The organism is Paraburkholderia aspalathi, assembly GCF_900116445.1.
Classification (GTDB): domain Bacteria; phylum Pseudomonadota; class Gammaproteobacteria; order Burkholderiales; family Burkholderiaceae; genus Paraburkholderia; species Paraburkholderia aspalathi.
The window spans coordinates 41,978-55,339 of sequence record NZ_FPBH01000023.1; the positions used below are offsets into that span (position 1 = coordinate 41,978).

Here is a 13,362-nt window from a genome sequence, read left to right on the forward strand (position 1 = left end):
GATTTGCAGTATCGCGGCTGGTATGACGGCCAGTCTCAGTCGTTCGACGGCGTATCAATGTGGACATTCGATCGCATACAATACGTATACCGTGCATCCGAATTGAGTGAGACGACGTGACAGCATCTTCCCTGACAACCCCGGAAAAACTGGGGGAACTGGCCTATCAGACTTTGCGGCGAATGATCCTCGACAAGGCATTACGCAGCGGCGGCGCCGTCGTTGAAGGGCGGCTGGCCGAGGAACTCAACATTTCCCGCACGCCCATGCGCGAAGCGTTGCTGCGGCTCGAAGGCGAGGGGCTGTTGACGCGCGCCGGGGCCCGCTCTTATTCGGTGCGCTTCGTCAGCGCGCAGGAATATTTGCAGGCGATGAAGGTGCGCGAGCTGCTCGAAGTGGAGGCCGTCGGCCTTGCCATCGGCAAGATCGACAAAAAGCAGATCCAGCAACTGATAAAGAAAATCAAGGCTCTGCGCAGTGGGCAGCAGGAGCAGGAACACTGGCAGATCGACGACCAGGTTCACACGATGATGGCGCATGCAAGCGGCAACGACGTGCTCGCGCGGACGATCGAGGTGGTGCGCACGAACAGCCGGCTGTTTGAACTCACGACACCTTTCAATCGAATCGAGGAGGATCGTGCCGAACACCTTGCGATCCTCGAAGCGTACGCTGCCGACGACGCGGAAGCTGCACGCGCTGCCGTTCGCACGCACTTACAGAATCTGCGCAGTTTCGTGCTTAACCGTCTGAGTGGAGGCAGCGGTCCCTGAGCCGGATTGACCTGCTAGTGGCTCGCGGCCCCAGCGACACCATCAGTGGCGCAGGATCTTGCCGACGAATTCACGCGTGCGCGCTTCCTGCGGGGCATCGAAAATCTGCTGCGGCGAGCCTGTTTCGATCACATGGCCACCGGCCATGAACACGACTTTCGACGACACCTCGCGCACGAAGCTCATCTCGTGCGACACGATGAACATGGTGATGCCCTCCAGCGCCAGAGCGCGAATCGTATCGAGCACCTCGGTGACGAGTTCGGGGTCGAGTGCGGCGGTGACTTCATCAAGAAAGAGCACGTTGGGCTTCAACGCCAGCGCGCGGGCGATCGCCACACGTTGCTGCTGACCGCCCGACAACTCGTCCGGATACGCTTTCAGTCTGTGTTCCAGGCCCACGCGCGTGAGCAGCCGGATGGCATCCTCTTCCACCTGCTTGCGCGGCCAGCCCTTGATCCGGGTAGGCGTGATCATCACGTTGTCCAGCACAGTCATGTTCTGGAACAGGTTGTATTGCTGGAAAACGATCGCGATTTCCGAGCGCAACGACCGCACGGCCGCCTTGTCCGCATAGTTCACGAGATCACCGTTAAGCCGGACGCTGCCGTGCTCCGGCGGCAACAGCCCGAGTAGAACGCGCAGTAACGTGCTCTTGCCCGATCCCGACGGCCCGATCAGGCTGACGATTTCACCTTTCTCGACTGACAGGTTGATACGTTCAAGGACCGTGTGCGGCCCATACGACGCCTTCAGATCAACGATTTCGAGTTGCGGCAAGTTTCTTCTCCAGGCGCTTACCCAAGCGCGACAACGGGTACGACATTACAAAATAAAGCACCAACACCGTTCCATACACGAGCCACGAGGAAAACCCCTTGTTGGTGAGCACCTTGCCGGCGGACGTCAGTTCCATCACGCCGATCTGCGAGGCGAGCGCCGTGTCCTTGATGAACATGACGAAGAACCCGAACGTGGGCGGCACGATCACGCGCCACGCTTGCGGCACGATGACGAAGCGCAGTGATTCGAAGTACGAGAAATTCAGCGTTTGCGCGGCTTCCCATTGATTTTTATGGACCGATTCGAGTCCGCTTCGAATGATCTCGCCAAGGTACGCGGACGCGATCAGGCAGACGCTCAGCGACGCGACGGCAAACGTCGAGAGATTTGCTTTCGACGTTTGGCTCGCGAAGAACACCAGCATCAGCGTGACCAGAAACGGGATGCGGCGAAACAGAAAGCAATAAGCAAAGGCGAGGGCGCGCAAAGGCGCCATCGTGCGGGAATGCGTGACGCGGACAATCGCTATGACAAAGCCCGCGAGAAAACCCGTAAAGCAGCCGGCAGCCGATAGCACGAAGGTCGCGGCAAACCCTTCCACTAGCAACAGCAGGTTGTAGAAAGAAAACAGTTGTGCGATTTCGGCGTGTGAGGAAGCGAACATCAGAACACCTTGATTTTGGCGCGGCAGACATGACGCCCGATCATCGCCAGCGCGAACGTAGCGATCAATGTGACGGCGACATACAGAACGGCGGCCACGCTGAACGCTTCGACCGAAAGGTAGGTTTGTGAACTGAGGTTGTACGTGCGCCCCGTCAGTTCCTCGACACCGAAGATCGATGCCATCGACGTGCCGAGCGTCATGACGATGAACTGGTTCGACAGCGGCGGGAACATTACCTTCAGTACGTGTGGAAAGATCACATGCCGCACGATCTGCGGCGTGGAGAAGCCGAGTACTTCTGCGGCCTCGATTTCCATTAGCCGGACCGAATTGAACCCTGCGCGCTGGATCTCGCACAGATACGCGCCCGCATTGAACGTCGCCCCGATCAGCACCGCTGTAAACGGCGACAGGGTCACGCCGATCTCAGGCAGTGCAAAGAACAGGAAAAAGATCTGCACGAGTTGCGGCGTATTGGTCGCGAATGCCACATAAGCCATCACCACCTTGCGCAGAAACGCCGGCCCGTAGCGCAACACCGAAGCACAGACGAGGCCGATGATCATGCCGAACCCAAACGCGAGCACGGCGATCTGCAGGCTGAGCCATGCGCCGGCAAGCAGATAAGGCCACTGCTGGAGGATGGGTTCGAAATGTAGGGTCATCGAATAGTGGCTCCCGCCGGATGCGCAGTGCTCGTCCGTTACGGCGACGAGCGCTGTCGCCAGTTTCCCTTACTGCGCGGCTGCAACAGGTGTAGGTGAGGCGGTCGGATCGTGCAGCATGGCGCTGCCGAACCACTTCTTCCAGCTTGCGGCGACAAAGCCGTTCTTCTGCAACGCGCCGATTTCCTTGTTCAGACGCTGCGTCAGTGCCACATTACCCTTTTGCACGCCGATGCAGTCGTAGTCCACTTCGATCGGCGCATCCACCACACGCCATTTCGTCGGATAGTTCTTCGTGTAGCTCAGCATGAAGTCGAGCACATCGATCAATGCGTCGGCGCGGCCCTGAGCGATCGCGCGAACCGCATCCGGATAGTTGTCGAGAATCAGAAGCTGCGCCTTGGGCAGTTTGTCATGAATCAGCTGGATAGGTGTCGTGCCGCGTACCTGAACGAGGCGTACCGCCGGATCGTTCAACTGGGTCCAGTCTGAATAGGACGTTGCCTGTGTCGTCAGGACACCTAGCACTTCGGTGTTGACCGGGTCGGTGAAGTCGATCACCTTCAGGCGGTCCGCGTTGCGCGTCATGCCGCCCATCACCGCGTCGATCTTGTCGGTCATCAGAAACGGCACGCGATCGTTCGAGCCCACCGGAACGATCTCAAGCTTCACGCCGAGCGAGTCGGCAATCTTCTTAGCAATACTGACATCGAAGCCGTCGATGTTGTTTTTCGCATCGTAAATGCCGAGCGGCGGCAGGTTCGGGTTGATGCCGAACACGATCTTCTTCGACGCGATGATTTCGTCGAGCGTGCGGGCGCTGGCGTCCAACGAGCCGAGCAACGCGCAGGCGGCAACACCCACGGCGAGCATGCGGGTGAGGAGGGTAAAGGATTTCATGCTGCAACTCCGTAATAGGTTCGGGGGCGAATGCTGACCTTTCTGGCGCGTGGTTCGGGCGTCTTTAGGACCGCCTTTATTTTGGCCATTTTGCGTATACGAAACGTATACGATAAGATAAAAACATCGACGAAATTAGTTGTCAAGGGAGCCATGCCCCATGCTGGATGAGAAGACCATGCGCATCGAGAAGGCAGGCGGCGCGGCTACAGTGAGGTTTCTCTTCGACGGCCGGCCGGTGCGGGCGCGCCAGGGCGAAAGCGTGGCGGCGGCGTTGTTCGCCTCGGGTACGAAGACCTTGCGGGCGAGTCCGCGCAATGGCGCACCACGCGGCATGTTCTGTTTGATGGGGTCTTGTCAGGAGTGTCTGGTCGTAGTCGATGGTCGCCGCGCGCTTGCATGCCGGACAACGGTCATTGAAGGAATGCGCGTCGACAAAGTACCGGAGATCGGCCTTGATATCTGAGTTCGATGTCCTTGTGCTCGGCGGCGGCCCGGCCGGCGTGAACGCGGCGCTGGCTGCGTCGGCAGCAGGTCTCAAGGTCGCGCTGTTCGATGAGAACCCGGCGGCCGGCGGGCAGGTGTACCGCGCACCGGTCAGCGCCGCTGTTCCATCGAGTGCGGACCAGCAAGCGGGCGACGCGCTACGGCGCGAACTCGCCGGGAGTAAGGTCACCACCTGCTTCGATCACGTGGTCTGGGCGGTCACCGCCGACTATCGCGTCGATGCCGTGGGTCCGGCCGGCCCCGTGCATTGCATTGGACGTGTGCTGATCGTCGCAGCGGGAACCACGGAACGTGTCGTGCCTTTCGACGGGTGGACCACGCCCGGCGTCATCGGGCTGGCCGCCGCAACGATCCTCCTCAAATCGCAAGCCATCCTGCCGGGCCGCTCGACATTAGTCGCAGGCTGCGGGCCGCTGCTTGCGGCCGTTGCCGCGAAGACGATAGAAAGCGGCGGCAAGGTCGAAGCAATTGCGGATATCGCGGGCGTCGGCGACTGGGCCCGTGCGCTACCCGCTATGGTGTCGCGGCCCGATCTGATGCGCGAGGGTTTCCGCTGGTGGCGCGAAATTCGCCACGCGGGTGTGCCGATTCATGCGCGGCACACGATAGTTAAAGTCGAGCCGGCCGGCGATCGGCTGCGCGCGACTCTGGCGCCGTGTGATGCAGCAGGCCGGCCCGTCTCCGGAGAACACCGCAGCGTGGTCGCGGACTGCATCGCGGTCGGTCATGGGCTGACCCCGTCAACCGAAATCACGCGTCTCCTGCGCGCGGAGCACCGGTACTCGCGGCAGGCGGGCGGATGGATCGCCATCACCGACGAGAACTGCCGCACCTCGCGCCCGCGGCTCTACGTGGCGGGCGACGGCGCAGGCATCGCCGGCGCAGCCGCCGCGGGCCATCATGGCACGCTCGCAGGACTCGCCTGCGCCATCGAGCTTGGCGGCGCGGACATCGCCGGGCTCCGGTCGCGACTCTCATCCGTGCGTCGGGCGCATCTCAAGGCGGCGCGCTTCGGTCGTTCGATGGCGCAATTGATGGCGCTACGAGCCGGCCATGCCGACGGCATTGGGCCGCAAACCATCGTCTGTCGATGCGAGGACGTGACGCGCGCCGAGATCGACGCCGCCTGCGACGCCGGCGCGCACGACGTGAACCAGCTCAAGGCCTGGACGCGCTGCGGCATGGGACCGTGCCAGGGCCGCACATGCGGGGACGTGACGGCGGAACTGCTTGCGGCACGCGCATGTGGCGGCTCGCGCGAACGCGCGGGCTGTTTTTCGGCCCGCACGCCGTTGCGGCCCGTGACGGTTGAAGCGCTGACGGGCGAGTTCAGCTACGACGACATTCCGATCCCGAAGGCTGCGCCGCTATGAGCCAGCCGACGACAACCGCATTCGATGTCGCCGTGCTTGGCGGCGGCGTGATGGGCTGCACCACCGCACTATTTCTGGCGCGAGCTGGCATGCGAGTGGCGGTGATCGAACGCGATGCGCTGTGCCGTGGCGCGTCGGGCGTCAACGCCGGCACGCTGACGCTGCATATGACGCGTGCCGCGCTCGTTCCCTACGCGATTCGCGCGTGGAAAATGTGGATGAACACCGACACGTGGCTAGGCCACGGCGTGCTTGCGACGTCGGCGCCCGGCCTTTCGCTCGCCTTCACCGAATCCGAGAAAGTGCTGCTGCAGCAACGCGCGGCGGCGAGGCGCGAGTACGGCGCGCAGATCGATCTGCTCGACCGGGATGCCGCGCTCGCCGTCGAGCCAGGCCTGAATCCCGCAATGCTGCAAGCCGCGTACTGCGCAACCGATGGCTTCGCGAGCGCCTATCTTACTGGCCGTGCTTTCCATGCGGCATTGCGCGAAGCGGGTGTACACATTTTCGAGCAGACACCTGTCACGCGCATCGAGCGCGTCGCGGGAATGTATCAGGTGTACGGCCCGAACGACGCTATCCGTATCGACGCGACGCGTCTGGTGATGGCGGGCGGCGTGTGGCTGGAACCGCTGCTCGCGATGCTCGGCATCCGCATCCCCGTCAAGACGCTCGTCAATCAGTTGATCGTCACTGAACGCATGCCGCCCGTGATGAAGTCGGTGCTGAGCATCGCGAACGGGCTGCTGTCGATGAAGCAGTTTGCCAACGGCAGTGTCCTGATAGGCGGTGGCTGGCAAGGCATCGGCGATCGCGAGCGGGGCGGCGTGGAGACTGTGCCGGACAACCTGATCGGTAATCTCCGGCTTGCGCAGCATGTGATTCCCGCGCTCGCCAAAGCGCGCGTGGCCCGCATCTGGCTCGGCCTCGAAGCCGAAACCGCCGACGCCATGCCGATGATCGGTGCGCTCCCCGGTTCCCCCGATGCGTGGGTAATCGGTTGCGTGCATTCCGGTTACACCAGCGGTCCCTACATGGGCAAGCTGCTTGCCCAGGCCATGCTCGGCGAGGAACCCGAGCTGCCCTTGTTCGATCCGGCGCGGCTTGTCGTTCATGACGATGTGCCCGCCCAACTTCATCGGGAAAAGACAGAATGATCCCTACGCATGCCGACCCATTCAACGGCGTCTATGCCGCTACGCTGTGCCCCCTCGACGCGGATGGTCGACACCTGGACGAAGCGGCGCTCGAGCGGCATATCGAAGCGGTGGCGAGCGTCGACGGCATTGTCGGGCTGCTGGTGAACGGCCACGCCGGCGAGAACTTCACGCTCTCGGCGGCGGACAAGCGGCGTGTCGTGGAAATCGCGCATGCCGTCTGCGGCGACCGCTCGATCATCGTAGCCGGCGTGAATGCCGAGGACAGCTATGAAGCGCAGGCCCACGCAAACGACGCAAGACAGGCGGGCGCCGACGCCATGCTACTGTTTCCGCCGTTCTCCTGGGCGCTGTCGACCGATCTCGACACCGTTCTGACGCATCACCGCATCGCCAACGCCGAGGCTCGCCTGCCCTTGATGCTTTACCAGGCCGGCGTCGCCACGGGCGGCATGGCCTACACGCCGCAGATGCTTGCCGCGCTCGTCGGCTTGCCCGAGGTCGTGGCGATCAAGGAAGGCAGTTGGGAGACGGCCGCGTACGAAGCAAACCGCCGGCTCGTTAAATCGATCGCACCGCATGTAGCCGTGATGGCATCCGGCGACGAACACCTGTTCACCTGTTTTGCGATCGGCACCGAAGGCAGCCTCGTCAGCCTTGCGGCCGTGGTGCCCGAACTGGTCGTGGCGCTGTATCGCGCTGTCGAACACGGTGATCTCGGCCGCGCGCAGCAGCTTCACGAGCGCATCTATCCGCTTGCGAAGGCGATCTACGGAACTGCGCCGGGCTCGTACGCCAATGCGCGTCTGAAAGCCTGCCTGCACTTGCTGGGCCACTTTCCGCATCCGTCGATGCGCCCGCCGATCCCACCGCTTTCCCATGCAGAGCTGATGCGTCTCGAAGACGCGCTCTCCATCGCAACCGATACTCAACGGAGTGGTTTATGAGTTCGACCCCAACCCTCATCAAAGGCGGCCGCATCATTACGGCCGTTGACGACTACGTCGCCGACATTCTTGTGGAAGGCGAGCGCATCGTCAGTATCGGACTGAATCTCGACGGAGGACCGGATGCACGGGTGATCGACGCGGCAGGGCTACTGGTGTTTCCTGGCGGCGTCGATTGCCATACGCACATGGAGAACACCTTCGGGGCCTCGGTGACCTGCGACAACTTTGCGTCGGGCACACGCTCGGCCGCCTTCGGCGGAACGACGACGATCATCGACTTCGCGTTGCAAACCGCCGGCACGAGTCCGCTCGATGCGATCTCGCGGGCGCAATCTAAAGCCGCCTCGGCCGCAAGCATCGACTACGGTTTTCATGTGATCGTGACGCAGGTGGACGAGCGCGTGCTCGGCGACATGCAATACGCGATCCGTCACGAAGGTGTCTCGAGCTTCAAGATGTTCATGGCCTATCCCGGCACGGTCATGTCGGACGACGCCGCGATTTTTCAGGCGATGCGAATGGTCGGGCAGCACGGCGGCATGATCGCGTTGCATGCCGAGAACGGCACGGTCATCGACCTGCTGATTCGCGAGGCGCTCGCGCAAGGCCATACCGCGCCGCGTTATCACGCGCTGACGCGGCCCGCGATCATGGAGGGCGAAGCGACGCATCGCGGCATCAAGCTTGCCGAACTCGCTGAAGCGCCGGTTTACTTCGTGCACCTTTCGGCGAAAGAGGCACTGAAGCATGTGATCGAAGCGCGCGACCTGGGCATTCCGGTGTTTGCGGAGACCTGTCCACACTATCTGTTCTTCGATGAATCTGCCTACGCAGACGACAGCTTCGAGCTCGCGCGTTACGTGATGAGTCCGCCACTGCGCTCGAAGGAAGCGCAGAACGCGCTCTGGACCGCGCTCAAGACCGACGATCTGCAACTGATCTCGACCGATCACTGTCCGTATTGCATGAAGGAGGGGCATCGCGGCAACGTCAACCAGAAGCCGCTTGGACGCGACGATTTTTCGAAGATCCCGAATGGCGTGCCTGGCGTCGAAACGCGCATGACGGTGGTCTACGACGGTGGCGTTCGAGGCGGCCGCATTTCGCTGAATCGCTTCGTCGAATTGATGTCGACTGCGCCAGCCAAGCTCTTCGGGCTGTTCCCGAAGAAGGGAACGTTAGCGATCGGCAGCGACGCCGACATCGTCCTGTTCGATCCGAACGAGTCGCATACGATCAGCGCGGACACGCAGCATGGCGATTGCGACTTTACGTTGTTCGAAGGCCACGCAGTCACGGGCCGGGTGAAGAAAGTGCTGCTACGGGGGGAGTTACTGATCGACAACGGCGACTGGGTCGGACGGACCGGTCAGGGACAGTTTGTCACGCGCGGCGAACTGGGCGGTCACTGGTAGAGCGTCATGCCAATCTATGAATATGCCTGCGACGCATGCGGGACGTTCGATTCCATCCGCCCGGTCGCGAGGCGTGATGAGCGAACGCCGTGCCCGGAGTGCGGCCTGCTGTCGCCGCGCATCGCCAGCGGTGCGACGGTGTTGCTGTCGCACCGCGGCGAGACCATGCCGGCGGAAGAAGGGGCTTATGGCTTCAGGCATCAAGGTGGCTGCGGTTGCTGTCGCTAGAAAGCCGACCTGACTGCGCAAACGACCGCTGCACCTTGATAGCTGCTGTTCAAGCCGCGCATTCCGCGTAGTACCGATTCGGTGCCGGAAAAACGCCGGTCATCACCTCGATCAGGAATGGACCGTTAAGCTGTGACGCATCGCTCAGCGCATCTGCCAGATCATCGAGGTGCTCAACTCTGCGCGACGCGACACCGAGCGAAGCGGCAAAAGCAGCCCAGTCATGACTCGGCAGCTCGCTGAACTGCGCCGGAATAGAGCCATTGCTGATTGCGTCGATATGGACCGCGCCATGCGCAGCATTGTTCAACACGACATAAAGCACCTTTACGCCGTATCGGGCTGCGGTCTGGATCTCCATGCCGTGCATAAGCATGCATCCGTCTCCGGTCACGACGACACACGGGCGCTCCGGAGCCGCAAGCTTGACGCCGATCCCGGCGGCGACTGCCCAACCCATCGGCGCGAGCGAGCTGGATGAGAAATAGTTGCCAATGCCCGACGAGAGCCAGTAGTGAGCCATGAATATCCGGTGGGCGCCGGAATCCACGACAACGTTTGCATCCTTGGGCAGGAGTTGACACAGTTGCTTGACGACGTCTCCTGTATAGAGCGCTTGATCGCCATCTGAACCCCGCACGCCGGGTTGCTCGAACTTATAGTCGTACAAAGGAGTTTCGTTGACCTCGGCGACCCATGCTTTTCTTCTTTCCAACACCGTGTGAAAGTCGGCGCTGCGGTCCGTGTCCATCTCGGACAGCAAGCGGAATGTGGCGCCAATTCCGGAGAAAACTCTGCCGCGCGCGACATGCCCCGTCGCGGGTGCGTCAAAGCTGTCGTCGAAGATGATCAGTTCCTTCCAGGCGGAGAGCTTCTCCGTCCAGTTCATGCTGTCGCGCTGATTCAGGTCGCTGCCGAATACGACGAGGACGTCAAGCTCGTCCGAGTTGATGACGCGGACGGCCCGCGAGTGGCCCGAGAATCCGTACACGCCGAGCGAAAGGATATGGTCCTCAGGAAACGCTCCCTTTCCCGAGAGCGTGGTCGCAACCGGAATGCAAAATTTTTCGGCTACGTCGAGCAGGACCTTCGCGGTTTCCGGGTCATTGCCGCGACTGCCGATCAGAAAAGCGACTCTCTTCGATTTGAGCAGATACCGGTTGCACAAGGCCTCCAACGCAGCGCGGTTCGCGGGGACCTCGCAGGCGTTGAACTCGTCATGATCGTATGGTTGCCGTGATGCATTGTGGCCGGGCAGCACTTCCTGCCGCTGAACGTCGACAGGGATGCTCACGAAGGACTGCGCTCGACGCATCCAGTTCAACCCATCTGTCGCGCGGCGCATCTCGGCCTGAAGATTGTCTTTGTTCTTCAGTTCAACAACATTTTCGACCAGGCTCCTTACCACGCCGCTTTCAAAAATGCCGCTCTGCGTAGCATCCTGGAACGCACCTTTGCCTTCCGCACGCGACGAAACCCCTCCGGCGATATAGAGCATGGGAATCCGGTCTGCGTGAGCGGCCGCCATACCGGGCACGAAATTCATGGTGCCCGGTCCGGAAATCCCCACGCACACGCCGAATTTTCGGCTGGCCCGCGCATAACCATCGGCCATGAAAGCACTGCTGGTCTCATGCGCGCAAACAATGCCGCGGATCGATGGCGATTTGTCGATTGCATCCAGCAGTGGGTAGATCATCTTCCCCGGCACGAGGAAGACGTGGTCGATTTTCGCGACTTCCAACGACTTCACGACCGTTGTCGATACATTGAGAGGAGCGTGTGATTCCATATTTTTTGAGTACGATCCGAGTAGAAACCAATAATCGGATCTCGCTATCTCTCATCCGGACGTCGCGCGTGGCCCTCGAAAGAGCAACGTGACGAAGCCGGCGGCACAACGCCGGTATGTGGAGACAGCGAGACGGCCCTGAACGCGTTGCACACCGGCTGCAATCGCGTCCCGTGCTGCTGCATCGAGCCCGCCTGAAACGGACCCGTGTCTCCATCCGTGAGTACTCTTTCTCGACTACGACGTCGCTCGCATGCACTGCCTCAATGGAGGCGAGCGCTGCGAGGTGTTATCGACCATGCGGCGCGCGAGAATCGCGAACCTCGGTCCGTTCGACTACAGGTAGACGTTCAGCTTGAACGCGTTGCCCCGTTCAGAATGTCTGCCAGTCGGCAGCTTCATTTGCACTGGTCGCGGCTGCGGCCGCGGTGCTTGCACTGCTTGTTAAACGTGGCGTCGCCGCGGGCTTTGCCAACTTTGCCGGGGATGCCACCTGCGGCTTGCGATGCGGTTCCTTCCGAGCTGCGTTCACAGGTGACATAGATACGCGCCTGACGTCGATCTTGAAGAACGCCACCGCTGCACGCAGACCCTGGGCCTGCTGCGCCATCGACTGGGCCGCCGCCGAAGCTTCTTCCACCAGCGCGGCGTTCTGCTGGGTGACCTGGTCCATCTGGTTGACTGCCTGATTGACCTGCTCGATGCCGGTGCTCTGTTCTTGCGACGCCGACGAGATTTCGCCCACGATATCGGTGACACGCTTCACCGACGCGACGATCTCATTGATCGTGCCGCCCGCCTGCTCGACAAGATTCGAGCCCACCTCTACCCGATTGACCGAATCGGCGATCAAATCCTTGATTTCCTTTGCGGCGCTGGCACTACGCTGCGCAAGCGCGCGCACTTCGCCGGCAACGACGGCGAAGCCGCGACCCTGTTCGCCGGCACGAGCCGCCTCGACCGCCGCGTTGAGCGCGAGGATGTTGGTCTGGAAGGCAATACCCTCGATCACACTGATGATCTCGGACATTTTGGTCGAACTGGCGGAGATATCGCGCATCGTTTCGACCACTTGCCCGACGACGTCGCCGCCTTGCTGTGCGATGCCGGAGGCCGTACCGGCGAGCGTTGCTGCCTGCTTCGCGTTATCCGTGTTGTGACGGACCGCAGCGGTCAGTTCTTCGATGCTCGAGGCGGTTTCTTCGAGCGATGCTGCCTGCTCCTCTGTGCGGCTCGACAGATCCAGATTCCCTTGTGCGATCTGCGCACTTGCCGTCGCCACGCCTTCGGCGTTCTCGCGGACTTCCGCCACGACCTGCGCGAGCGCATCGCGCATTGCTTTCAGCGATGCCATGAGGCTGGTCGTATCGCCGGGCCGGAGGTCGATGCTTACGCTGAGATCGCCCGCCGCCACGCTTCTGGCGAGGTTGGCGGCTGTCGCCGGTTCAGTGCCCAGTTGCCGTGTCAGATTGCGGGCCATCCAGACGCCGATGCCCCAACCGATCAACATGGACAAGACCACCAGAACAATCATCAGATTGCGGCCGTCCTCGTAGACCTTGTCGTTAGATCCGGCCGTCGCTTGGGCGTCGCTCTGTTTCACATTAACCAGCGTGCCCATCAGGACCAGGGTCTTGAACCCCTTCTCATGGTATTCGCCCAACAGATAGGCAGTCAGGGCAGCTTGATCCTGTAGCCCAGCGGCGTTAATCCGGCCTTTCATTTCATCGAAGGCCTGTATGTAGTCGTGCCAGCCCTGATCGAGATCGGCGAAGGTCGCCTTCCCTTTGTCGGTGTAGACGAGGGGCTCGGCTTGATTGAGGTGCTCGCGCGCCGAGGCCAGGGCTTTTTCGGCTTGGCCTAGCGAGGCAGTCCGCTGCTCGGCAGTGGAAGCCAGAATGGCGTTGCGTAGATAGGTACCGACTCTCAGCACATCGGCGTTCGCTTGCTGGATCTGGTTAAGCCCCACGAGATCCATTCGATAGGTCGTGTCCGCGTTGTCGCTGATCTGTCCCATGCTGCGGACACCGATCACACTGACGATGGCACTGATGACTGATACGAGGATAAAGGCGCTGATTAGTTTGGCGCCGAGCTTCATATTGCCGATATTCATAGCTTGCTTCGTCAACGTGAAAAAATTGGAACAAAG

The 13,362-nt window shown here is 61.5% G+C and carries 13 protein-coding genes; 7 read left to right on the plus strand and 6 right to left on the minus strand.

Translation table 11 applies throughout. From position 1 onward, the window contains the following. Nucleotides 1-116: 116 nt before the first annotated feature. Entirely contained in the window at nucleotides 117-773 is a 657-nt protein-coding gene (locus BM438_RS29385) for a GntR family transcriptional regulator (RefSeq protein WP_244179480.1), read from the plus strand. 42 nt (nucleotides 774-815) lie between these two features. Here BM438_RS29385 and BM438_RS29390 read toward each other — a convergent pair whose 3' ends face one another. From BM438_RS29390 to BM438_RS29405, 4 genes are all read right to left on the minus strand, one after another. Continuing rightward, nucleotides 816-1,553, minus strand: coding sequence for an amino acid ABC transporter ATP-binding protein (locus BM438_RS29390; RefSeq protein WP_093641726.1), 738 nt, complete (start codon nucleotides 1,551-1,553; stop codon nucleotides 816-818). After that, nucleotides 1,531-2,220 (minus strand): amino acid ABC transporter permease, encoded by a 690-nt coding sequence (locus BM438_RS29395; RefSeq protein WP_093641730.1) that lies wholly within the window; start codon nucleotides 2,218-2,220, stop codon nucleotides 1,531-1,533. The genes BM438_RS29390 and BM438_RS29395 overlap by 23 nt, the downstream gene beginning before the upstream one ends. Beyond that, nucleotides 2,220-2,888, minus strand: a complete 669-nt coding sequence (locus BM438_RS29400; protein WP_093641734.1) for an amino acid ABC transporter permease — start codon at nucleotides 2,886-2,888, stop codon at nucleotides 2,220-2,222. Before BM438_RS29400 ends, BM438_RS29395 begins: the two co-directional genes overlap by 1 nt. Nucleotides 2,889-2,957: 69 nt before the next feature. Beyond that, nucleotides 2,958-3,788, minus strand: coding sequence for a transporter substrate-binding domain-containing protein (locus BM438_RS29405; protein WP_054033460.1), 831 nt, complete (start codon nucleotides 3,786-3,788; stop codon nucleotides 2,958-2,960). Between the two features lie 160 nt (nucleotides 3,789-3,948). On the opposite strand from BM438_RS29405, the gene BM438_RS29410 reads away from it, so the two are divergent. From BM438_RS29410 to BM438_RS29435, 6 genes are read left to right on the plus strand one after another with little or no spacing between them, the layout of a single operon-like run. Next, complete coding sequence (locus tag BM438_RS29410; protein ID WP_234487551.1) at nucleotides 3,949-4,254, plus strand: (2Fe-2S)-binding protein; 306 nt, start codon at nucleotides 3,949-3,951, stop codon at nucleotides 4,252-4,254. Next, the gene (locus BM438_RS29415; RefSeq protein ID WP_244179481.1) at nucleotides 4,244-5,668 is read left to right on the plus strand and encodes an FAD/NAD(P)-dependent oxidoreductase; all 1,425 of its coding nucleotides are present in this window, start codon (nucleotides 4,244-4,246) and stop codon (nucleotides 5,666-5,668) included. Before BM438_RS29410 ends, BM438_RS29415 begins: the two co-directional genes overlap by 11 nt. After that, complete coding sequence (locus BM438_RS29420; RefSeq protein ID WP_093641737.1) at nucleotides 5,665-6,825, plus strand: NAD(P)/FAD-dependent oxidoreductase; 1,161 nt, start codon at nucleotides 5,665-5,667, stop codon at nucleotides 6,823-6,825. The genes BM438_RS29415 and BM438_RS29420 overlap by 4 nt, the downstream gene beginning before the upstream one ends. Beyond that, nucleotides 6,822-7,772, plus strand: a complete 951-nt coding sequence (locus BM438_RS29425; RefSeq protein ID WP_093641741.1) for a dihydrodipicolinate synthase family protein — start codon at nucleotides 6,822-6,824, stop codon at nucleotides 7,770-7,772. The genes BM438_RS29420 and BM438_RS29425 overlap by 4 nt, the downstream gene beginning before the upstream one ends. Further along, nucleotides 7,769-9,190: a dihydropyrimidinase gene (gene hydA, locus BM438_RS29430; RefSeq protein WP_054033454.1), complete on the plus strand. Its 1,422-nt coding sequence runs from the start codon at nucleotides 7,769-7,771 to the stop codon at nucleotides 9,188-9,190. Before BM438_RS29425 ends, hydA begins: the two co-directional genes overlap by 4 nt. A 6-nt stretch (nucleotides 9,191-9,196) precedes the next feature. Then, a complete protein-coding gene (locus tag BM438_RS29435) occupies nucleotides 9,197-9,418 on the plus strand; it encodes an FmdB family zinc ribbon protein (RefSeq protein ID WP_093641745.1) in 222 nt (73 codons plus the stop codon). Between the two features lie 49 nt (nucleotides 9,419-9,467). On the opposite strand, the gene BM438_RS29440 is transcribed toward BM438_RS29435, so the two are convergent. Both BM438_RS29440 and BM438_RS29445 read right to left on the minus strand, forming a co-directional pair. Then, nucleotides 9,468-11,210 (minus strand): thiamine pyrophosphate-binding protein, encoded by a 1,743-nt coding sequence (locus BM438_RS29440; protein ID WP_093641749.1) that lies wholly within the window; start codon nucleotides 11,208-11,210, stop codon nucleotides 9,468-9,470. Between the two features lie 373 nt (nucleotides 11,211-11,583). Further along, entirely contained in the window at nucleotides 11,584-13,326 is a 1,743-nt protein-coding gene (locus tag BM438_RS29445; RefSeq protein WP_093641753.1) for a methyl-accepting chemotaxis protein, read from the minus strand. Nucleotides 13,327-13,362: the final 36 nt, after the last annotated feature.

Coding starts and splice junctions, on each gene's coding strand:
- BM438_RS29395 (WP_093641730.1), bottom strand. CDS start 2,220: ATGTTCGCTTCCTCACACGCCGAAATCGCACAACTGTTTTCTTTCTAC.
- BM438_RS29400 (WP_093641734.1), bottom strand. CDS start 2,888: ATGACCCTACATTTCGAACCCATCCTCCAGCAGTGGCCTTATCTGCTT.
- BM438_RS29405 (WP_054033460.1), bottom strand. CDS start 3,788: ATGAAATCCTTTACCCTCCTCACCCGCATGCTCGCCGTGGGTGTTGCC.
- BM438_RS29410 (WP_234487551.1), top strand. CDS start 3,949: ATGCTGGATGAGAAGACCATGCGCATCGAGAAGGCAGGCGGCGCGGCT.
- BM438_RS29420 (WP_093641737.1), top strand. CDS start 5,665: ATGAGCCAGCCGACGACAACCGCATTCGATGTCGCCGTGCTTGGCGGC.
- BM438_RS29425 (WP_093641741.1), top strand. CDS start 6,822: ATGATCCCTACGCATGCCGACCCATTCAACGGCGTCTATGCCGCTACG.
- hydA (WP_054033454.1), top strand. CDS start 7,769: ATGAGTTCGACCCCAACCCTCATCAAAGGCGGCCGCATCATTACGGCC.
- BM438_RS29435 (WP_093641745.1), top strand. CDS start 9,197: ATGCCAATCTATGAATATGCCTGCGACGCATGCGGGACGTTCGATTCC.
- BM438_RS29440 (WP_093641749.1), bottom strand. CDS start 11,210: ATGGAATCACACGCTCCTCTCAATGTATCGACAACGGTCGTGAAGTCG.
- BM438_RS29445 (WP_093641753.1), bottom strand. CDS start 13,326: ATGAATATCGGCAATATGAAGCTCGGCGCCAAACTAATCAGCGCCTTT.